This is a genomic window from Bradyrhizobium sp. BR 1433 (genome assembly GCF_051547665.1).
Classification (GTDB): domain Bacteria; phylum Pseudomonadota; class Alphaproteobacteria; order Rhizobiales; family Xanthobacteraceae; genus Bradyrhizobium; species Bradyrhizobium australafricanum.
The window spans coordinates 3,011,457-3,030,813 of the sequence record NZ_JBPUGG010000001.1 but is presented as its reverse complement, the minus strand read 5'-3'; the positions used below and the strand labels follow the sequence as shown (position 1 = coordinate 3,030,813).

19 protein-coding genes and 2 pseudogenes are annotated in these 19,357 nt (G+C 59.0%); 18 read left to right on the top strand and 3 right to left on the bottom strand.

The window, feature by feature from the left end; genetic code table 11:
• Positions 1 to 272: 272 nt before the first annotated feature.
• The 7 genes and pseudogenes from ACSKB9_RS14940 to groL all read left to right on the top strand — a co-directional run bounded on the left by ACSKB9_RS14940 (position 273) and on the right by groL (position 5,827).
• A complete protein-coding gene (locus ACSKB9_RS14940) occupies positions 273 to 464 on the top strand; it encodes a DUF3363 domain-containing protein (RefSeq protein WP_438074053.1) in 192 nt (63 codons plus the stop codon).
• A 453-nt stretch (positions 465 to 917) separates the two neighbouring features.
• The gene (locus ACSKB9_RS14935; RefSeq protein ID WP_438074052.1) at positions 918 to 2,066 is read left to right on the top strand and encodes a nucleotidyltransferase family protein; all 1,149 of its coding nucleotides are present in this window, start codon (positions 918 to 920) and stop codon (positions 2,064 to 2,066) included.
• A gap of 186 nt (positions 2,067 to 2,252) precedes the next feature.
• Positions 2,253 to 2,366, top strand: a complete 114-nt coding sequence (locus tag ACSKB9_RS14930) for a transposase (RefSeq protein WP_438074051.1) — start codon at positions 2,253 to 2,255, stop codon at positions 2,364 to 2,366.
• 302 nt (positions 2,367 to 2,668) lie between these two features.
• Positions 2,669 to 2,917, top strand: coding sequence for an ImmA/IrrE family metallo-endopeptidase (locus ACSKB9_RS14925; RefSeq protein ID WP_438074050.1), 249 nt, complete (start codon positions 2,669 to 2,671; stop codon positions 2,915 to 2,917).
• A gap of 396 nt (positions 2,918 to 3,313) precedes the next feature.
• Positions 3,314 to 3,445: pseudogene (locus ACSKB9_RS14920) on the top strand (IS1 family transposase); the annotation flags it as partial.
• Positions 3,446 to 3,778: 333 nt separating this feature from the next.
• Entirely contained in the window at positions 3,779 to 4,093 is a 315-nt protein-coding gene (gene groES / locus ACSKB9_RS14915) for a co-chaperone GroES (protein ID WP_074131207.1), read from the top strand.
• An 84-nt stretch (positions 4,094 to 4,177) separates the two neighbouring features.
• Entirely contained in the window at positions 4,178 to 5,827 is a 1,650-nt protein-coding gene (gene groL, locus ACSKB9_RS14910) for a chaperonin GroEL (protein WP_438074049.1), read from the top strand.
• A gap of 245 nt (positions 5,828 to 6,072) precedes the next feature.
• On the opposite strand, the gene ACSKB9_RS14905 is transcribed toward groL, so the two are convergent.
• Entirely contained in the window at positions 6,073 to 6,306 is a 234-nt protein-coding gene (locus ACSKB9_RS14905; protein WP_438074048.1) for a hypothetical protein, read from the bottom strand.
• 112 nt (positions 6,307 to 6,418) lie between these two features.
• On the opposite strand from ACSKB9_RS14905, the gene ACSKB9_RS14900 reads away from it, so the two are divergent.
• The 5 genes and pseudogenes from ACSKB9_RS14900 to ACSKB9_RS14880 all read left to right on the top strand — a co-directional run bounded on the left by ACSKB9_RS14900 (position 6,419) and on the right by ACSKB9_RS14880 (position 9,196).
• Entirely contained in the window at positions 6,419 to 7,231 is an 813-nt protein-coding gene (locus ACSKB9_RS14900) for a type IV toxin-antitoxin system AbiEi family antitoxin domain-containing protein (protein ID WP_438074047.1), read from the top strand.
• A gap of 37 nt (positions 7,232 to 7,268) precedes the next feature.
• Positions 7,269 to 7,469, top strand: a pseudogene (locus ACSKB9_RS14895) (nucleotidyl transferase AbiEii/AbiGii toxin family protein); the annotation flags it as partial.
• Positions 7,470 to 7,492: 23 nt separating this feature from the next.
• On the top strand, positions 7,493 to 7,942 hold the full coding sequence (locus ACSKB9_RS14890; protein ID WP_438074046.1) for a nucleotidyl transferase AbiEii/AbiGii toxin family protein: 450 nt from the start codon (positions 7,493 to 7,495) through the stop codon (positions 7,940 to 7,942).
• A 16-nt stretch (positions 7,943 to 7,958) separates the two neighbouring features.
• Positions 7,959 to 8,396, top strand: coding sequence for a hypothetical protein (locus tag ACSKB9_RS14885; RefSeq protein ID WP_438074045.1), 438 nt, complete (start codon positions 7,959 to 7,961; stop codon positions 8,394 to 8,396).
• Between the two features lie 494 nt (positions 8,397 to 8,890).
• On the top strand, positions 8,891 to 9,196 hold the full coding sequence (locus tag ACSKB9_RS14880) for a hypothetical protein (RefSeq protein ID WP_438074044.1): 306 nt from the start codon (positions 8,891 to 8,893) through the stop codon (positions 9,194 to 9,196).
• Positions 9,197 to 9,503: 307 nt separating this feature from the next.
• On the opposite strand, the gene ACSKB9_RS14875 is transcribed toward ACSKB9_RS14880, so the two are convergent.
• Positions 9,504 to 10,745, bottom strand: a complete 1,242-nt coding sequence (locus ACSKB9_RS14875; RefSeq protein ID WP_438074043.1) for a cytochrome P450 — start codon at positions 10,743 to 10,745, stop codon at positions 9,504 to 9,506.
• 736 nt (positions 10,746 to 11,481) lie between these two features.
• On the opposite strand from ACSKB9_RS14875, the gene tssA reads away from it, so the two are divergent.
• From tssA to ACSKB9_RS14845, 6 genes are all read left to right on the top strand, one after another.
• A complete protein-coding gene (tssA, locus tag ACSKB9_RS14870) occupies positions 11,482 to 13,068 on the top strand; it encodes a type VI secretion system protein TssA (protein WP_438074041.1) in 1,587 nt (528 codons plus the stop codon).
• Between the two features lie 325 nt (positions 13,069 to 13,393).
• A protein-coding gene (locus tag ACSKB9_RS14865) for an IS5 family transposase (RefSeq protein ID WP_438074039.1) occupies positions 13,394 to 14,154 on the top strand; the annotation gives its coding sequence in 2 pieces (ribosomal slippage) (positions 13,394 to 13,739 and positions 13,739 to 14,154; 762 coding nt in all).
• A 123-nt stretch (positions 14,155 to 14,277) separates the two neighbouring features.
• Complete coding sequence (locus ACSKB9_RS14860; RefSeq protein ID WP_411784374.1) at positions 14,278 to 14,457, top strand: hypothetical protein; 180 nt, start codon at positions 14,278 to 14,280, stop codon at positions 14,455 to 14,457.
• A gap of 192 nt (positions 14,458 to 14,649) precedes the next feature.
• Entirely contained in the window at positions 14,650 to 15,963 is a 1,314-nt protein-coding gene (locus ACSKB9_RS14855) for an AMP-binding protein (protein ID WP_438074037.1), read from the top strand.
• 8 nt (positions 15,964 to 15,971) lie between these two features.
• Positions 15,972 to 17,903, top strand: a complete 1,932-nt coding sequence (locus tag ACSKB9_RS14850; RefSeq protein ID WP_438074035.1) for a condensation domain-containing protein — start codon at positions 15,972 to 15,974, stop codon at positions 17,901 to 17,903.
• 210 nt (positions 17,904 to 18,113) lie between these two features.
• Positions 18,114 to 18,284: a hypothetical protein gene (locus ACSKB9_RS14845; RefSeq protein ID WP_411784376.1), complete on the top strand. Its 171-nt coding sequence runs from the start codon at positions 18,114 to 18,116 to the stop codon at positions 18,282 to 18,284.
• Positions 18,285 to 18,477: 193 nt separating this feature from the next.
• Here the strand turns inward: ACSKB9_RS14845 and ACSKB9_RS14840 are convergent, their stop codons facing one another.
• Positions 18,478 to 19,323, bottom strand: coding sequence for a Bug family tripartite tricarboxylate transporter substrate binding protein (locus ACSKB9_RS14840; protein WP_438074033.1), 846 nt, complete (start codon positions 19,321 to 19,323; stop codon positions 18,478 to 18,480).
• Positions 19,324 to 19,357: the final 34 nt, after the last annotated feature.

Genomic DNA, 19,357 nt, shown 5'->3' with positions numbered 1-19,357 from the left:
CACGCTCTGTTTGCAACATCGCCGGCGTCAATGCAGACGGAGCTAGCTCCCGCCGGCTACGTCGGTACCAATAGCGTTTAGAGATTTAGAGCGCGCAGATTGGTACGATCCGTACCGACGTCCGGATGACTAGTTCCGGTACTGCCCTGCCGTTATCCTCGCGTTAGTCAAATGGGCCGCCTGGCTATGCTGCCATTCTCGGAACGACTTGTTCTATCAATCGCAAGAACCGGGGCTTACGAAACTCCGCAACCACCGATATCGACACGCAAGTGCAGCAAGAAGCCGCTCATGACGCGCCGGTTGCCATCTTCGATCCGGAACAGGGCAGCCAGCGCCTGGTGGGGCGCGTCGTCCGTGAAGGGTTTTCGGATGAACTGAGAGAGCGCCGTTATGTCGTGCTCGATGGCGTCGACGGGTGGACGCATTACGATCGGACGTCTCTCGGGTGCTGTCCTGGTTAGGACACTCGCTTCGCCAAATTAGCACAGTCGGGATTGGTCATTTTCGTTGGTCTTTAAACAACAACGCCGCTCGCTTGAAATACATGCGATGCGGCGTTGGTCCGGCCCCAGGAAGGACGTGGCAAAATCCTGGCTCCCATGAGAGTGCATGGAGCAGGCCAAGGAATTGTGTCATCGGGCACCGTATGACTCCGGGTACAAAGAGGCGATTTCTTGCGCTCGGATTCATACGTGTTATTTCCGGAACCTGGTCTGATCATCCCGGGACTGGGCAGTGAGTTTTCATTTCCTTTTCGGGTTCGGGCGAAGCGTGCGCGAAAACTGCGCGTTGTCTCATTAAGACACTGAAATTAAAACAAGTTATACTATTTTAGCGAGAATAGTATAGCGGACTTGCGCCGAAGTTCCGAAAGTTATACTATTTCCACAAAAATAGTATAACGAGGTTCCGATATGCCGGCGAACCAAGCCCTCGATATTACCTACCAGACACTCTATTCCGAACTGGTCCAGCGCAGCCTCGATGAGAGCTTCACCTCGGAGTTCTCCTCGAACGGACGGTTCGTGGCTGTCGAGGTCAAGGGCAAGAAATACTGGTATTTCGACACGCCCAAACCCGAGGGCGGCGGCCAGGATCGCCGCTATGTCGGTCCCGTGAACGATCCCGAGATCACCAAGAGGGTCGAGGCGTTCAAGGATCTGAAGGCCGACCTGAAAGGACGTCGCCGTCTCGTCTCCACGTTAGTCCGCGAAGCCTATCTGCCGCGCCCTCTGCCGATAGCGGGCCAAGTCGTGGAGGGGCTAGCGAAGGCTGGCTTCTTTCGCTTGCGGGGAGTGCTCGTCGGCACCGTTGCGTACCAGTGCTATGCCGCTGTGCTTGGTCGACGCCTTGAGGCGGCCGCTATGCAGACTGGCGACGCGCACTTTGCGCAATTCCACGAAATCTCGGTGGCCATCAAGGACTCCATGCCACCCATCCTGGACGTGCTCCGCCAAGTCGACCCGACGTTTCGCGAGGTTCCGAGCCAAGCCGACGGCAGGGTCTCGACTCGATTCGTATCGAGGGGCAACTTCAACGTCGAGTTCCTGACGCCGAACCAATGGTCCGACGACCAGGCAGGAAAGCCGGTCCCGATGCCGGCGCTGGGCGGGGCGGCGGCGTCTCCGCTCCGCTTCCTCGACTACCTGATCTATCACCCTATCCGCGCGGTGCTGCTGCATGGCGCCGGCGTGCCGGTCCTTGTCCCGTCGCCGGAACGATATGCCGTCCACAAGCTCATCGTCGGGTCCCGCCGGAAGGAGGATCGCGATGCGACCGCAAAGAGCGCGAAGGATCGGCTTCAGGCCAGATCGATCATCGAGGCGATGACCGCAAACCGGCAGCATGCCGATATTGCCTCTGCCTTTACGGAAGCTTGGAATCGCGGCGATCAGTGGAGAGCGGCGATCCGCACAAGCATCGCGACCTATGACGATGACTTCCAGAGTTCGCTCCGAACCGAATTAGCCAAGGGGGTAGCCGAGCTCGGCTCCGACCCCGCCGGCTACGATCTTGCAGAAAGGCTCACCGACGGGGAAGCCTCTCAGCCCCGCCCTAAATGAGCGGCGAATTGCGGGCCGATGCCCGGAGCCGCCGGCGCCAGCATCAGCAACCCAGAGGGGGGACGTCGACGAGCCTCATGACCAGCAGTAGCAGCGGCAGCACAAGTCTGGTGTCGCCACGACCGTGCCGATCATCAGCCGCAATGTGCAGAGCGACTTAAGCACCCGGCGAAGGCCGCGGAGATTGTGCTGAGTAAGGTTCGCCTTGTCGAAGAGACCTTGCAGGCTGGCGAGACGGTCTGCGGCGTCGCGCGCCGGCACGGGATGGCTCACAGCCTGCTGTTCACTTGGCGTCGATAGGCGCGCCAGGGTCGACTGGGCGGAGATCCGTACCAACTTTCGTTCCCGTCGAGATCACACCGGTGGCGGCTCCGATCTCGAGCGACGCGCCACAACCAGTGTCTTCCCCACCTGCGCAACGCGCAAGGGCTGGAATCATCGGCAGGTTAGCCTCATGGCGATGCGGTAGATTTCGGAGCGTAGAAGAGCGCTTCCAGCTTCCTCAGCCGAGTTTAATAGATCTGAGCTATGAGACCGAACCGCAGTCCGCTGCTGCGGCGCTGCGTCAGTATTGGGAACTAGGCGAGCGCCCAATAACCAACATGCTGGCTCTTCTAGAAACCAAAGGGGTGCGGATTTTCTCTCTTGCCGAGAACACTGCGTCGGTTAATGCGTTCTCGTTCTGGCGAGATAACAAGCCCTATATCTTCCTCAACAATTTCAAGATGGCGGAAAGCAGCATTTTTGATTCTGCGCATGAACTTGGTCACCTCGTCATGCATAAGCATGGCGATGCCAAGGAAACGAGGGCGGCCGAGCGAGAAGCCAACGGCTTCGCCTCTTCTTCTTGATGCCGTCACGAGATGTTCGGGCTCAAGTTCAAATGCCAATTTCCACGCAAGCGATCTTGGCAGCTAAGACCAGATGGCGCGTATCCGCGATGGCTCTCTCATATCGCCTGCATGCCTTGGGCATGCTGTCAGACTGGCGTTACAAGTCGATCATCATGGATTTGGGCAAGTGGGGTTATCGCGACGGAGAGCCGAATGGCATTCCGAGGGAAACGTCCGCGATTTTGGCGAAAGGTGCTTACCCAGCTTTGGAGTGAGCGAACAACCAAGAATGACATCGCGGCGACCCTCCATTTGCCCTTGGATGAGCTTGAGGGGCTGCTTTGGAACTTGGCTGGTCCTGAGAGCCGGCCGGCAGAAAGTGACTTGCGGGCGATTAAGTAACATGAACTTTTCAGCCGGGTTACCGGCGTGTCGATCAACACCGTAACAAAGATGCTGGTGGACGCTGGCGAGGCTACTTGCGCTTTCTTCCACGATGCGACCGTGCGCAACGTGTCCTCCAAGGCCGTTAGGTCGGGAACGATCTCCCGGTCAAGGCACGTGTAACCCGTCGCGATTATGCGACTTTCGTGAGCGGCTGCTAAGGACCCCCGTCTGCTGCGAGCACGCAAGAGATCGCCGACGCGTGATCAGGCCACGCCTCCGTCGCAGCTTGGAGCACGCGGTCCGAGGCTGCGTTGAGGCACTGATTGCTAATGCAACTCCCAGATCGGGTGGCGAAGTATCCAATTTTTTCTGCTACGGACACTTGCTCCCGAAAAACCTCTGTCCTATTTCAGTCTCGCTTGTGGCACTCATTCGTATCGAGTGCTAACAATGCAGAAATTATCAAACCATGCAAACAGTTAGGAGGGCTGCATGAATTTCCGTCCACTTCATGACCGCGTCGTTGTCAAACGCATTGACGCAGACGAGAAGACCGCTGGCGGCATCATCATTCCAGACACCGCCAAGGAAAAACCCTCGCAGGGCGAAATCATCGCCGTCGGCCCGGGCGGCCGCGACGAGGCTGGCAAGCTGATCCCCATCGACGTCAAGGTCGGCGATCGCGTCCTGTTCGGCAAGTGGTCGGGCACCGAGGTCAAGATCGACGGCCAGGAGCTGTTGATCATGAAGGAGAGCGACATCATGGGCGTTCTTACCGACGTGTCGTCCAGCAGGAAGGCTGCCTAATCCACCCGCTCGCACCGCTCGCCCTAAGGAGCGCCTGCGGGCGCCCCTCCAAGGTGAGAAGACATCAAACTCAGGGAACTCATCATGTCAGCCAAAGAAGTCAAATTCTCCGTCGAGGCCCGCGACCGTATGCTGCGCGGTGTCGACATCCTCGCCAACGCGGTGAAGGTCACCCTCGGTCCGAAGGGCCGCAACGTGGTGCTCGAGAAGTCGTTCGGCGCTCCCCGCATCACCAAGGACGGCGTCACCGTCGCCAAGGAGATCGAGCTCGAGGACAAGTTCGAGAACATGGGCGCCCAGATGGTGCGCGAAGTCGCCTCCAAGTCCGCTGATGCGGCCGGCGACGGCACCACCACTGCGACCGTGCTGGCGGCTGCGATCGTCCGTGAAGGCGCCAAGTCGGTCGCCGCCGGCATGAACCCGATGGATCTGAAGCGCGGTATCGACCTCGCGGTCGAGGCTGTTGTCGCGGACCTCCAGAAGAACTCGAAGAAGGTCACCTCGAACGAGGAGATCGCCCAGGTCGGCACCATTTCGGCCAACGGCGATGCCGAGATCGGCAAGTTCCTCGCCGACGCCATGAAGAAGGTCGGCAACGAGGGCGTGATCACGGTCGAGGAAGCCAAGTCGCTCGAGACCGAGCTCGACGTCGTCGAGGGCATGCAGTTCGACCGCGGCTACATCTCGCCCTACTTCGTCACCAACGCCGACAAGATGCGCGTTGAGATGGACGACGCCTATATCCTCATCAACGAGAAGAAGCTCTCCTCGCTGAACGAGTTGCTGCCGCTGCTCGAGGCCGTGGTGCAGACCGGCAAGCCGCTGGTCATCGTCGCCGAGGACGTCGAAGGCGAAGCGCTTGCCACCCTCGTCGTCAACCGCCTGCGTGGCGGCCTGAAGGTCGCGGCCGTCAAGGCTCCGGGCTTCGGCGATCGCCGCAAGGCCATGCTGCAGGACATCGCGATCCTGACCGGCGGCCAGGCCATCTCGGAAGACCTCGGCATCAAGCTCGAGAACGTCACGCTGCAGATGCTCGGTCGCGCCAAGAAGGTGATGATCGACAAGGAGAACACCACGATCGTCAACGGCGCCGGCAAGAAGGCCGACATCGACGCCCGCGTTGCCCAGATCAAGGCGCAGATCGAGGAGACCACCTCGGACTACGACCGTGAGAAGCTGCAGGAGCGTCTTGCCAAGCTCGCAGGCGGCGTCGCGGTGATCCGCGTCGGCGGCGCGACCGAGGTCGAGGTGAAGGAGCGCAAGGATCGCGTTGATGACGCGATGCATGCAACCCGCGCGGCTGTCGAGGAAGGCATCCTGCCGGGTGGCGGCGTCGCTCTGCTGCGTGCCACTGAAGCGCTCAAGGGCCTGCGCACCAAGAACGACGACCAGAAGACCGGCGTCGAGATCGTGCGCAAAGCGTTGTCCTGGCCGGCGCGTCAAATCGCGATCAACGCCGGTGAAGACGGCTCGGTCGTGGTCGGCAAAGTCCTGGAGAAGACGCAGTACTCATACGGCTTCGATGCGCAGACGGGCGAGTACAGCAATCTGGTCTCCAAGGGCATCATCGACCCGACCAAGGTCGTGCGAACCGCAGTCCAGAATGCCGCCTCCGTGGCGGCGCTCCTGATTACCACCGAGGCCATGGTCGCCGAGTTGCCGAAGAAGGCGGCTGCGGGCCCTGCGATGCCTCCGGGTGGTGGCATGGGCGGCATGGGTGGCATGGACTTCTGACCCGGCCGCGTCACGTCGAACCACGAAATGCGAAAACCCCGGCAGCGATGCCGGGGTTTTCTACTTGAGGCGCGGACTTACAACGCGTGGCCTTGGTCCTGTTAGGCCACTTCTGCGTGTCGGTAGCCCCTGGCGAGATTGGGGACTGGAAAGGGCGCCGGGCGGAAACTGGATCGGCGGGCTGCGCCTGCAACTGGTTGTTCGGGCCTTTTGCTGATGATCTCTTGAAATAGGCGAAGTCCTGTTTACCGAAGCGTCCGTCCGCCTTGGGCGTCCGACGTCAACGGTTGGGGTAAGGTCACGGTGATGCCGGCCTCGCGGCAGGCGAGGATCTCTGCGCCGCTGAAGTAACCGCGACTGATCACAGCCTCAAGCGTGTCGGTCTGGAGCCCGGTCTTCGCCTGCTTGGCAATATTTGCGAGTTCTTCTGGGTGTGCATCAAGGCTATGCTGCACGGCCTCGAGCAGATGCTCAGACACATCCGGTTATACATATCGTATGTCAAAATTCTCATTTATTACGAATTTCGACGTCTGATCCTGCGCTATATACTATGCAGGTAATAATTCGCAGTTTTTGCGAAACTGACGCATGAATAGTTCAATCCAATCACGGCTGCCCCGTGGCCGCGCCCAGCTTCGGCAGGTTCTCGCCGGCTCGGGCGACGAGATCCACATTGCCGATGTGACAATGGCGCTCTGTGTTTCGCGGACTGAAGCCGCCAAACGCCTCGCTCGATGGCGCGAGCAAGGATGGCTGCGCCGGGTAGGGTCTGGTGCCTATGTTCCGGTGTCGATCGACACACTCGGCTCGGAACGAGTTCTCGACGATGCCTGGGTGCTCGTGTCGGCGCTTTTCGCACCCGGCTATATCGCCGGCCCTACTGCTGCCGAGCATTGGGACCTGACAGAGCAGATTTTCAAAGACATCGTGGTCGTCACCGGGCAAGCCATCCGCGAGAGGCATCAGAAGCGCCAGGGGTTCGACTTCACACTGAAGCATCTGAAGCCGGAGAAAATCTTCGGCACCAAGCCCATTTGGCGCCACAACACCAAGGTGCCGGTCTCCGATGTCCACCGGACGATCATCGACATGCTCGATGACCCAGCGCTCGGCGGGGGCATTCAGCATGTGTCGGATTGCCTGGTTGCATATTTCAAACGGGGAGACCGCAGCGATCAAAAGCTGATCGAATACGCCGATCAGCTTGGCAATGGCGCCGTGGTCAAGCGCCTTGGATTCCTTGCGGAAAGACGCGCTGACGGCGCCACGCTGGTTGAACTCTGCCGCGTCCGCCTCACGGCAGGCAATGCCAAGCTCGATCCTGCTTTGGATTCCAAGAGACTCATCTCAAGATGGCGGCTCCTCATTTCGCCATCCTGGACATCTGGAGAAACTGGTTGATCGACAAGCGTGAAATTCTCGAGCTTGCCGCGCAGACATCGCTCAATCCGCATCATCGAGAAGGACTACGTCCTCGGCTGGATGCTCGGGCATCTATGCTCATGAGGAACTTGCTGAGAACTGGATATTAAAGGGCGGGACCTGTCTCAAGAAGTGCTTCTTCGAGACCTATCGGTTCTCCGAGGACCTCGACTTTACGCTGCGTAACGAGGCGCATCTTGATGAAGCCTTCCTGAAGCGGGTCTTTGCCGAAATCGGCGGTTGGATTTACGACGAGACCGGCATCGAAATCCCCGCCGACCAGCAGGGATTCGAAATCCTCAAAAATCCGCGTGCCAGGGCAAGATCAGTTACAAGGGGCCGGTCTCGCCAACCCGGTCCCTGCCGCGCGTCAAGCTCGACCTGACCGCCGATGAACGCGTCGTCCTGCAGCCCGAGACGGTAGAAATCTTTCATCCCTACTCCGACGCGCCGGAAGAAGGGATTGAGGTGCTCGCCTACGACTACGTCGAAGCCTTTGCCGAAAAATTCCGCGCTCTGGCTGAACGCACCCGGCCGCGCGATCTCTATGATGTCGTCAACCTTTACCGCAACGCCGACGCCCGGCCCGAGCAGCAACAGTTCGTCACGGTGCCGCGCGAGAAATGCGCGTTCAAAGGCATCCAATTGCCTCGAACTCGTCGACGTCGAACCGCACCGCGGCGATGTTGAGGCCGGCTGGTCCGGCATGCTCAACCATCAGCTTCCGGCCTTGCTGCCGATCGCGTCCTTCTGGGACGCTCTGCCGGAGGTATTTGGGTGGCTTCATGGCCAGGTTGCGGCGTCGGTGCTGCCGACGATGCCGCTTCTCGGTGGTGCTGGTGCCGAAGCGATCCGCGAGCGCATCGTCAGTCTTCCGTCGGGATCACATGGCCAGACCTTCGTTGAGACCATTCGTTTTGCCGCCGCCAACCGCTTGCTGGTCAATCTCGACTATCGCGACCAACAGGGCAGGCGATCGACTCGCGCAATCGAAGCCTATTCCTTGCGGCGATCCCGCGCGGGCGACGTTCTGTTGATGGCAGTTCGTGCGGATAGCGGCCAGCCGCGCAGCTATCGCCTCGACAGCATTCTGGAGTTTCGCAGACGCAGACAACATTCTCGCCACGTTATCCGATCGAGTTGACGCCGACAGGCTCGCAGTCGATCCCTCTAACGTCACGGCCTGCTGGCCTTGTGCTGCCGCGAGCCTCAACGCGCCGTCGATCGCGTGCGTCAAGCAGCGGCCTCACTTATGTCTTTCGTTGCACGGTCTGCGGCAAGCTGTTCGAGCGCAAGACCCACGACAGTACGCTGCGGCCCCACAAGAACCGTGCTGGCTATCAGTGTTACGGCACATACGGAACCTGTGTCCGGACGAAATAGCGGCTGGCTCGCCGCATGAACAAGCTCCAACAGGCTCTGGTCGTTTTGGGTCGTTTCGAGCGCAAAGAATTCAGTTAGCCTCGGAGGCGGAAAGCCTGCTCGTGCAGGTTTTCGAGGCTTGCGGCTGCCCGTCACTGAAAAAGACTTCGTCGGCCCGGGAAACACCCTACTTAAAGTAGTGCTGACAGTGGTCAGTTTGATCGTGACGCTGTTTTGCTACTGGAATATTGACCGTCAACGTCGCATATTTCTGGGATGACCAAGGCGCTCGGCACCAAAGAACAGAAGATCATGGATTATCTCCATGAGCATGTCTTCGACCCGATTTTAGTGTCGCCGACTGCCTCTAACAGCCTTAAGCAGGGCATCAGGCTGACAATTATCCGTTTGACGGAGCGCGATGCCGTCGGAATGGTCGATTATTTCTGGGCAGCTCTGAAAGGGACCCCGCGAAGCGTCGGTTTCGCCGCTAAGATGAAGAAGGAGGGGTTCGACCGATTTGAGGAGACATTTGAGGAATTTCGGGATCGCTTCGGCAATGATTTTCTGAGGCGACCATGACGCCCAAAGCGACGAAGAGACTCGAACCAAGTTCGCTAAGCGAATCATTGACATCGCGACCGGCGAAACGCCTGAGCGTAATCCTACGCCCGAGGAGGGCGGGGCTTGCAGGTTTTCAGGTCGTTGGAAAATGCGTCACACGAAGGCGGGCTCGCGGACCAATGCAAGTTTAGTCGAAAGGCACCGGCGCTAGCGCGATGGCAACCTTGAGCGGGGCACGCCGGTCCGCGTGCAGTGGCGAAACTGGTCAAAAGGGCACCGAAAGGTTCTGCCCTGCAGGCCATTCCTCATTTCCGGGAATCACAGCCTAGGCTATGAGTCGGACAGGGAGTGCAGAATAACCGTGCACGAAGTTGGACGCAACTCGCTGCGGTTCGCCAACGATCTCGACCTCCAAGCGTGCATTCAGCATCTCCTCCCAGAGGATTTTCAGCTGCAGCTGCGCAAGATGTCGACCGACGCAACGATGGATGCCGAATCCGAACGAAAGATGTTGACGCACGTTCTTGCGATCAATCACGAATCTGTTGGCATCCTCGATCACCTCATCGTCGCGGTTACCGGAGATGTACCACATGACGACCTTGTCGCCTTTCCTGATTTGCTTGCCCCTCATGATGGCATCAGTGGTGGCGTTGCGGCGCATGTGCGCGATGGGTGTCTGATACCGTATAATCTCGGACACAGCGCTCGACACCAAGCTGGGGTTATCCCGTAGCTTTTGTAGCTCGGACGGATGCTGGTTCATGAACAGCAGACCTCCGGTGATCGAATTGCGCGTGGTGTCGTTCCCGCCCACGATCAGGAGAATGAGATTTCCGAGGAACTCACGTGGCTCCATTTGCCGGGTCGCGGATGAATGCGCCATCATCGAAATGAGATCAAGGCGCGGCTCTGCATTTATCCGCTCATTCCAAAGCCGAGTGAAATAGTCCAAGCACTCGGACAGGATTGCGCTTCGCTTATCCCAGCTGTCGATGGCGTGGCCCATTTTCGGTGTTGTGACGGCTATGTCCGACCAGTACGTCAGGAGTCGCCGGTCCTCAAATGGAAAATCAAACAGCGTGGCCAGCATCTGCGTCGTCAACTCAATCGAGACCATGTCCACCCAGTTGAAGGGATCATTGCGCGGCAAGCCTTCCAGAATCGTTTTGACACGACGGCGGATTAATCCTTCGAGCTTCGCCAGATTGTCCGGTGCGACTATCGGACTTACGGTGTTGCGCTGTTCGGCATGTTTAGGAGGACCCATCTTAATGAAGCTCGGAGTCCAATGCTCCTCGGGCACGTCGACGATTGTCACGCCTTGCTCTGACGTGAATATTTTGTGATTTGTGTCGACCTCCACGATATCGCGGTATTTCGTGATCGACCAATATGGACCGTATGGGCTGTCCTGGCAGTAGTGAACGGGGTCGTCTCTTCGCAACCGTTCGAAGCAAGGCCATATGCTGTCATCTTCAAAGCGCTTTGCTTCGCTTACATCCAAATTGGTCAACGGAATGCTGTACGCATCTTCGTCTCCGCGTGCTTCCAAGAGCGTTTTCATGGCCGCCTCCTTAGTCTTGGCTCTCTGGAGAGCTCATGATCTCTGCAAGACTTCAATCGCATGGTTTCGTTGCCGGATGCTTCAGTCGGAAAGGGGGTCTCGTCCGAATAGGCAAAGAATATCCAAAAGCGCAGCGGGGCCCCCCTACCATTTCCGGCAGGAGCGAGGCCAGTTACTTTGTGTGTACGAATGCCGAACGCCGTCAGATGAGGCCTCCACCTCCCTTTCCGGAATACTCGCGATGGTCAGCTTATCCAGTGGCCGCTAATTGATTGCGGTTCTTGTCGGGCTTCGCCCTTCCGGCGGCCCAAAGGTCTCGCTGTCGCCGTCGGAACTGGTCGGGTACGGGATGGCTCGGGCGATTTCCTTCGTTCGTGATGTAGGACTGGAGGTGTCCCGGCGATGAACTAGAGGCTCCGTATTGGACAAATCCGCGCCTGCGGGGCGGTGATTAACCGACCATCCGGAGACCAACGTCTCTGATGTCGGACTTGCCACATGCTGTCGGGAACATGACACTCGTGACTAGGCATATAGTTTCGACAAACCAAGCTATCGCCATTGGCATAAGGCTTGAAGGACTCAAATAGGAATGAGCTCCAGTAGCGCCTGCAGGAGTGGCAGCGGTGGCTTACAAGATTGTCGTCTTTTGGTTTATTTTGTGCGGCGGATGCGCAGCCGACCGTGCCAATGCCGCGATCGGTCGCAATGCATTTTCTTGGATGGCTTTGTGTCCATGATCGATTACTGGATTGCGGTTCGTGCCGACATTGATGCGCGCGTGCAACTGGGCGCTGCGCCGGTGCCGGGCCCAGCACCTGCCGGCAGCAATATACGTGAGGCGGCTGAATTCGAACGGCTCGAAGCTGAGGTGCGGCGCATGGAGGCCGAGGGGCCGCTTGCGGTTGATTGGCGGACGGTCGTTGTGCTGTCGCTCGACATCCTGTCGAAGCAGTCAAAAGACATTCTGGTCGCCTGCTGGGCGACCTACGGCCTGTTTCGTACCGAAGGCTATCAAGGGCTCGCCGTCGGCTTGGGCGTTCTGCGCTGCACGTTGGACGCCTATTGGGAGGAGCTTTTTCCACCGGTCAAGCAGGAACGCGCGCGGGCCGGCGCGATCGATTGGCTCGTTGGTCGCCTGAGGCTGACAATAGTCGAGAATGCCCCGACTGAAGCCGATTATCCCGCTGTGCTCGACGCCTATGATGCCCTCGATGATCTTGCTCGCCTGCTCAGCCAGAAGCTTACCGACGAGCAGGTCGCTTTGGAGGATTTGTTCAGGACGCTGAAATCGCATTACGAAGAAGCCAAGCACGCGATTGCCGCCGCAGCAGAGCGGGTGGCTGAGGTGGCCCAAGCTGACGAGCAAGCGGTCGCTGCGCCGGTGGAATCCACCCCTCCAGTCGAGACTGCTCAAGCGGCAATTGGATCGATCGGTGCCGGCGGCGACTGGGCCGGCTTGATCGACCGTTTGCTCAATATGCTACGGCAAGCTGCTGCCGCCCGGCGCGTCGTCGCGCCCGCAGACCCGAAAGTCTATCTGCTCAATCGCGTCGGCTCGTGGATGCGCTTTGACGAACTGCCGCCCGACATGGATGGCCGCACGACGACATTGCCGCCAGGCGATGAAATTTGCGCATTTGAGGCGAAGGTTGCAGCCGATCAGCACGGCGCAGTCGTGAATATGGCCGAAGAGTTGGTCTGGACCCAACCGTTCTGGCTCGATGCTCACCGGCACGCTGCAAATGCTCTGGAGAAAATGGGGCCATTATTTGAGCCCGCTGCTACGGCTGTGCGCGCGGCAGTCGCCTTGCTGGCCAGATGTTATCCACGAATCCTGGATTGTCAGTTCAACGACGGCCGGCCGTACGCCGACGAGGAAACGCGCGCCTGGCTCGCCGTGGGGGAAACGGAGCGGTGTGATCCTGTCGAGGCAAAGATTGCCGAGGCAGACAGGCTCATCGATGCTGGACAGCCGCAGGCCGCATTCAAGAAGCTGTCAAGTGTGTTGGACGGGATGACCTCGGAACGTGGCCGGTTCATCGGCCGACTTGCGCAAGCACGTTTTTGCATCGACACCGGCTTCGTCACGACAGCCATTCCGCTGCTCGAACACCTGGAACAGGTTGTTGTCGAACACAGGCTCGAAAGCTGGGAGCCTGCGCTTGCGCTCGATGCTGCCGAACTGCGCTATCGTGCGATAACTCATCCCGAGGCACCGCAACTCATCGACGAGCCTCCTCGCCGCGCCGCGCTTGAACAGATCCGAAGGCGGGTAGCAAGCATCGATATCGCTCGCATGAGCCAACTCGGTCGCAACTGATTTTGTCAGGGATTAAGTTGGGCTAACGCATATGGCGCAGGAACGAGCGCGCGGCCGCGGCTCTTGAGCGAGCTGTCCTTAAGCCCGAAGTCGGCGGATCAACGAGCTTTCTTTAGGAGAGCTGGCGCTACGACCGATACAAGCGCACAACCATCGCCGACGTCGTCACCTCGACCACCGACGTCTCGCTACTGGATTAGATTCTCGTCGAGACCAAGATTACCCGGCACGATGAGGGGCACGACCTAGGACCGATCGACATTCAGGATTCCCAAGCGGTTTGATCGCTGATTCATAGAGTTCCGTGATTCGAGACACGGAGCAGATGGTGGCGGCGAAACGATATGAGCTGACGGAGGCGCAATGGGCGAGGATTGCGCCACTGCTGCCGGGGAAAGCTGGCGACCCGGGACGTACGGCTGCGGACAATCGACTGTTCGTCAACGGATGTTTGTGGGTTTTGCGATCGGGCGCACACTGGAGCGACCTGCCGGAACGGTACGGCAAGTGGAAAACGGTGCATCAGCGCTTCAGCCGCTGGTGCCATGCCGGCGTCTGGGAGTGCGTGTTCGCTGCTCTGACCGCCGATCGCGACAACCAGTATCTGATGATCGACAGCACCATCGTTCGCGCCCACCAGCAGGCGACGAGCGGAAAAGGGGGGCCAAAGATCAGGCGCTGGGGCGTTCCCGAGGTGGACTGACCACCAAGATCCACATGCTGGCTGATGCGCTCGGCCGTCCGCTCCGCTTCATCGTCACGGCTGGGCAAGTTAATGACATCACCCAGGCGCCCGCACTGCTCCACGGCCAGAGCGGCGATGCCGTGCTCGCCGACAAGGCCTATGACAGCAACGCCCTGCGGGCGATCATTGCGGAAATCGGCGCAACGGCGGTGATCCCGTCAAACCGCACCCGCAGGATCATCATTCCGCACGACGCCGACGCCTACAAACAGCGCAATCGCATCGAGCGCTGCTTTTGCCAGCTCAAACACTTCCGACGCTTGGCAACCCGTTATGACAGGCGAGCCGCCAACTTTACCGGCTTCATCCATCTCGCTGCCGCAATGATCTGGATGCAATGAATGTCGATCGGTCCTAGTGCGCCGCGGCGTCGCAGCTTTCGCCGCCGAGCTCATCAAGCCGAATAGAGCCAGTGAACAGCTCAACGACGCGCTGGACGGCGCGGAAAGCAACGCACAGTACACATGGCCAGCGAGAACCGGATCGATCAACCCGTTCTGACCGCGCCCGAGGATCTCAGCGATCGGATCGTCGTCGGCGGCATCGGAATTGGTCACTCAAGTCCGCTCGGAATCCTTGTCGTTGACTTAGCGAGGAAGGGTCGTTTTGCTGAATTTCACAGCTCTTCGTGGCTGATTTTGTAGACTTATAGGTATCCAAATACGTGCAGCTTGGATACATATAGATTGACGAACCTGCTTGAGCGCAGCCGAGGTGCCTGCGGTCGATTGCCGGACGACGTTATCCGCTATTCCGCCCTTCAATGTGTTTGATGGGCTTTGGAAGATGACTCCAACAGCGCAGCTACGGAGTGACATCGACGAGAGGGAGCGGCGTTGTCGAATATCATCAGGGAATTGCAGGACGGTACCGCGCGCAAGAGCGCCGGTAGGCACCCGTTTGCGTGCATTCGAGATCTCCTCGCCGAACATGCGAACAATGCGCCGGAGCGCCACGCCATTCTGGCGCCCGCACGCCTGCCGATGACGTATGGTGCGCTGTGGACGCTGGCAAATGAAGTGGTTTTCGGGTTGCGGAACGTCGGCGTGCGCCGAACTGACAGGGTCGCGGTCGTGTTGCCGGACGGACCAGAGGCTGCAGTAGCGGCGATCACGGTTGCGGCCGGCGCGGTTTGTGTACCTCTCAATCCGGGTTTCACCTGTGATGAATACCAGCGTTATTTCGGCGAATTGCAGCTGGCGGCGCTATTGACGCACGCTGACTTGAATTCGGCCAGCCGACGCGCCGCCCAAATCCAGGGCGTGCCGGTGATCGATGTGTCGATTCGGCCGAACGAGGGAGCCGGCGCGTTCAGTGTCGCCGGTCGGGCACCGCAGCTCCTGGATGACGACGAGTTTGCGTCCAGCGCTGACGACGCGTTCATCCTGATGACATCTGGCAGCACGTCGCGGCCCAAAACGGTCCCTCTGACCCATGCGAGCGTCTGTCTGTCGGCCGACAACGTTGGCGCCGCCTTGGAGCTGGAGGCTCGCGACCGATCGCTAAGCGTACTGCCTCTCTTTCATGGGCATGGCTTGATCTCCGGACTTCTGGCCGCGCTTGCGGCAGGCTCCAGTACGGTCTGTCCGCCTGGCTTCGATGCAACAGCGTTCTTCGGCTGGCTGACGGAGTTCCGACCAACCTGGTACACGGCGGTACCGGCAATCCATCGCGCACTATTGGCGGCGGCGGATCCCTACAGGCAGGCTGCGCAGCAGTCCTCCTTGCGGCTCGTTCGTTCGGCTTCGACGTCTCTGTCGTCGGAAGTGCTCGACGGACTAGAAGCGCTGTTTGGTGTTCCCGTTATAGACACCTACGGCATGACGGAGGCTGCGACTCAGATCGCTGCTAATCCCTTGCAGCGGCGAAAGCGCGGTTCAGTCGGCCGGCCGGCCGGCCCGGAGATCGGGATACTGGACAGGGGCGGCCGTCGCCTGCCATCCGGCAAACGTGGAGAGATCGCGCTGCGAGGTCCCACCATAACCAGGGGGTACGACAATGATGCCGCCGCTACAGCGTCCGCATTTCAGGACGGCTGGTTCCGGACCGGCGACCTCGGATATCTGGACGCCGACCGGTATCTCTTTATCGTCGGTCGCATCAAGGAGATCATCCATAGGGGCGGCCAGAAGGTTGCCCCGCCGAGGTAGAAGGCGCTTTGCTGAGCCACCCGGCTGTGATCGAAGCCGCTGTTTTCCCTGTTCCCCATGAGCGACTAGGCGCGGACGTCGCCGCCGCTATCGTGCTGCGTCAGGACGCAAAGGTGAGCGTACAGAGTCTCCGAGACTTCGCCCGCGGACGCCTGGCCGGGTTTAAGGTCCCTGGCCTCATCGTGATTGTACCGGAGATTCCGAAAGGCCCCGGCGGGAAGATCAAGCGCAATGAACTTGCGGCCGGCTTTTCAAAGATTCGACCAATCCAGGACGACGGCAAAGGAGTTGCGCCCAGCTCGGAATTGGAGCGTCAATTGGCCGGTATCTGGAAGGACATCCTGGACATCGATCGGATCAGCGTCGATCAGGATGTCTTCGCGCTCGGCGTGGATTCACTTGCCATGACCCAGTTGATTTTGCGTGTGGAGGAGCGCTTCGGCAGCACCCTGTCATTCGAAGATATCTTCAATTGGCCGACCGTTGCGGCTCTTGCGCTTCACCTTGAATCATTGAAAGGGGGCGCCGGCTCGTTGGTGCGCCCGCACGATCCGCAACCGCAGATTTCGCGCGCTGATGGAGATGACGCACAGTCAATCTCCATCGTGCAGGAGCGCATGCTACGCATCGAGCGAAAATTATCCGGGTTGCCCCAGTTCAACCTGCCGTTCGCTTATCGATTGCAGGGCCGACTCAACATTCCCGTGCTCGAGCGGAGCCTTGCCGAGGTCGTGCGTCGGCATGACATGCTGCGCACGGCGTTTATCTGGCAGGGTGATGTCCCTCTCGCTCGCGTCGTGCCGGACGTCGATGTCAGATCGATCCTGGCTGTGAAGGATTATGCAGCCCCGGTGCATACCGGAGATGCTCGAGCCACGGAACTTCTGCTGGTAAAGGCGAAGTTGGAAGCCGAACGGAGCTCCCTGGCGCCGATCGACACGAACAATGCGCCACTGTTCCGAGCCTATATCTTCCGGCTCGATGCCAGGGACCATGTTTTGCTTCTGGTCATGCACGACATCATCATCGATGGCTGGTCGATGGCAATCTTCATGGAAGAGCTTCTGGAGATTTATGCCGCTGCGATTTCCGGTGCGAAGGTGCAACTGCCCGAACCGTCGCTTCAGTTTTCCGATTTCGCTCACTGGCAGCGTTTGTGGTCCGGCACCGAGGAAGCAAACAGGCAGTTCGCTTACTGGAAGCGGTGCCTCGACAAAGCCTCACCTCCATTTGCAGCCCCGAAAAGCAGCGTTGGAGGTGAATTGACCTCGCGCGTTGTCCAGGAGCCTTTTCAAATATCCAACAATCTGGTGACGCAGCTCAGCGCCATCAGCCGTGACCGGGGCGCAACCCTGTTCATGAGCTTACTCGCCGGTTTCAAGACCTTGCTGTTGCTCCGGAGCGAGCGCAACGACATTTGCGTAGCGACCTTGATGGCCAATCGGCCTCAAATTTGGACAGAACGCGTGATCGGGCCGTTCGCGAACACGACGATCATCCGCACCCAACTAGATGTTGATCTAACCTTCAGCGAAGCGCTTAGTCGCGTGCGCAAGGCTGTGTTGGAGGCTCACGCCAGACAAGAACTTCCCTTCGATCTCATTGCCACCCGACTAGCCGAAGAAACCGGCTTATGCCCGGCATCACTCGTTCGAGTTTATTTCGTTCTCCAAGTTGCATTCCGCCGCGCGCTCCAGCTGCCTGATCTGTCGCTTCGGCCGTTCGGCTACCAGGAAGAACGGTCTGCCATGCCGATCGATCGGGCCTGGCTTTCGATGACGCTTAAGGACACGCCGTCAGGGATGACCGGCATATGCGGGCGTAAGGACGACTTATTCGAACCAAACGCCGTCCAGAATTGGACTGCCGATTACACGGCAATCTTGGCCAATGCGGCCGCAAACCCCAACGCGCAGCTTGGTCGATTGATTGATCCTTGAAACGATCAGGTCAGTCGCACCAAGGCGGGGAAAGAGGCAAGGCTTTGCGCCGGTGTCCCGCCACGCGCAAGGTCGCCCAAAATTCGTTCGATCCGAGTATCATCCAGCTTGATTTTCCACTAGAAATTGTCAACAATTTAGCCGCGTATTGGACAAGGAATTGATCAAATCTAATTTTGCCACTTGGAGGCGGCGATGTGTAGATTTGCAGTGGATCTCATCGACTTCGAGGAATTGACCGAGGCGCAAAGGAAAGCACTGCTGAAGGACCTACAGAAGCGCAGGGATGCCCTGGAAGCGCAGCTGAAGGGTGTCAATGAATCGCTGAAGGGCGTCAATCAAGCTCTCAAGACGGTCCAGAAAGGATCAAAGCGCCGTTAGTGCCCGGACCGCCCTGACAAGGCTGCAATCTGGTCCGTGCTTCATCCGTGCAACGGCTCCGTGATGGGTGCTCGAGCCAGCGCCCAAACATGGGCTTGCCGAATGCGGAAAAGACGGCAGAGCGTCTAAATCGACGCTGCTCCGGACGGCAGTGTCTGAAACCCTTAGTCACGTCATGGTTGTTGCGGCTGTGTCAGGGTTGAATGCCGAGCACTTTAAGTACTGGCGCCCACTGGGCGTGGTCTTTCTCATGCATCGCTCGTGCCTCAACACCGGATCGCCATGCATGCTTAAATCCGAGAGTTTGCAGTTTCTCTTGAGAACGCTCCGATGCTTGCCGGAAGATCTCGGAGAGACGGGCGACTTCCTCCGCTGATGTTTCCGGCGGCGCGAGGATGCCGACCCATCCTTCCGTTACAATCCCGCTGCCGGTTTGCGCAAGAATGCGAAGCGAATCTTGAAACGGGAGAAAGTCTGGAAAAGGAACAACCGCGACCGCGACGTGCCCCCCGAGGACACTGAGGATTGCCGGCGCCGACCCTTGATAGGGCACGTGCACCATCGGCACTCCGTAGTCGTTGAAAAGTTTTGTAGCTATGAGATGGGGAACGCTCCCGGCGCCTGCGGTGCGATATTTCTCCTCGCGCGAGGCTTCCTTCATATAGTCAGCAAGATGCGCGGCAGCGTCGTTTCTCGTGGCAGCAACGTATGAGAAGGTCGCCAAAATTCCGATGGGCACAAGCTCGCTTTGAGGAGACGTTCTGAGTGACGACGTGGAGGACATGAACAAGAGTGTCCGAGCCCCCTTTTGCCGAAGTACCCAATCCGCCGCTATCGCCCCTCCCGCGCCAGGTCGATTTTCCACGATCGTCGAGGTTCCCGTAATCTGCTCTGCTGCTTCAGCAATTATTCTGGCTGCGGTTGAAGAGGTTCCCCCTGCCGCAAATCCCACAACCAATGTAATCTGCCCATCATTTGGCAGTGCGGGACTGGAGAGCATCACAAGCGCGGCGAGAATTAGCGGCGTCAGTCTCGTCATGCGCTGATCCCTACCAGTATCGCGATTGTCAAAG

Coding starts and splice junctions, on each gene's coding strand:
- ACSKB9_RS14935 (WP_438074052.1), top strand. CDS start 918: ATGCCGGCGAACCAAGCCCTCGATATTACCTACCAGACACTCTATTCC.
- ACSKB9_RS14925 (WP_438074050.1), top strand. CDS start 2,669: ATGCTGGCTCTTCTAGAAACCAAAGGGGTGCGGATTTTCTCTCTTGCC.
- groES (WP_074131207.1), top strand. CDS start 3,779: ATGAATTTCCGTCCACTTCATGACCGCGTCGTTGTCAAACGCATTGAC.
- groL (WP_438074049.1), top strand. CDS start 4,178: ATGTCAGCCAAAGAAGTCAAATTCTCCGTCGAGGCCCGCGACCGTATG.
- ACSKB9_RS14900 (WP_438074047.1), top strand. CDS start 6,419: ATGAATAGTTCAATCCAATCACGGCTGCCCCGTGGCCGCGCCCAGCTT.
- ACSKB9_RS14885 (WP_438074045.1), top strand. CDS start 7,959: ATGCTCAACCATCAGCTTCCGGCCTTGCTGCCGATCGCGTCCTTCTGG.
- ACSKB9_RS14880 (WP_438074044.1), top strand. CDS start 8,891: ATGACCAAGGCGCTCGGCACCAAAGAACAGAAGATCATGGATTATCTC.
- ACSKB9_RS14875 (WP_438074043.1), bottom strand. CDS start 10,745: ATGAAAACGCTCTTGGAAGCACGCGGAGACGAAGATGCGTACAGCATT.
- tssA (WP_438074041.1), top strand. CDS start 11,482: ATGATCGATTACTGGATTGCGGTTCGTGCCGACATTGATGCGCGCGTG.
- ACSKB9_RS14860 (WP_411784374.1), top strand. CDS start 14,278: ATGGCCAGCGAGAACCGGATCGATCAACCCGTTCTGACCGCGCCCGAG.
- ACSKB9_RS14840 (WP_438074033.1), bottom strand. CDS start 19,323: ATGACGAGACTGACGCCGCTAATTCTCGCCGCGCTTGTGATGCTCTCC.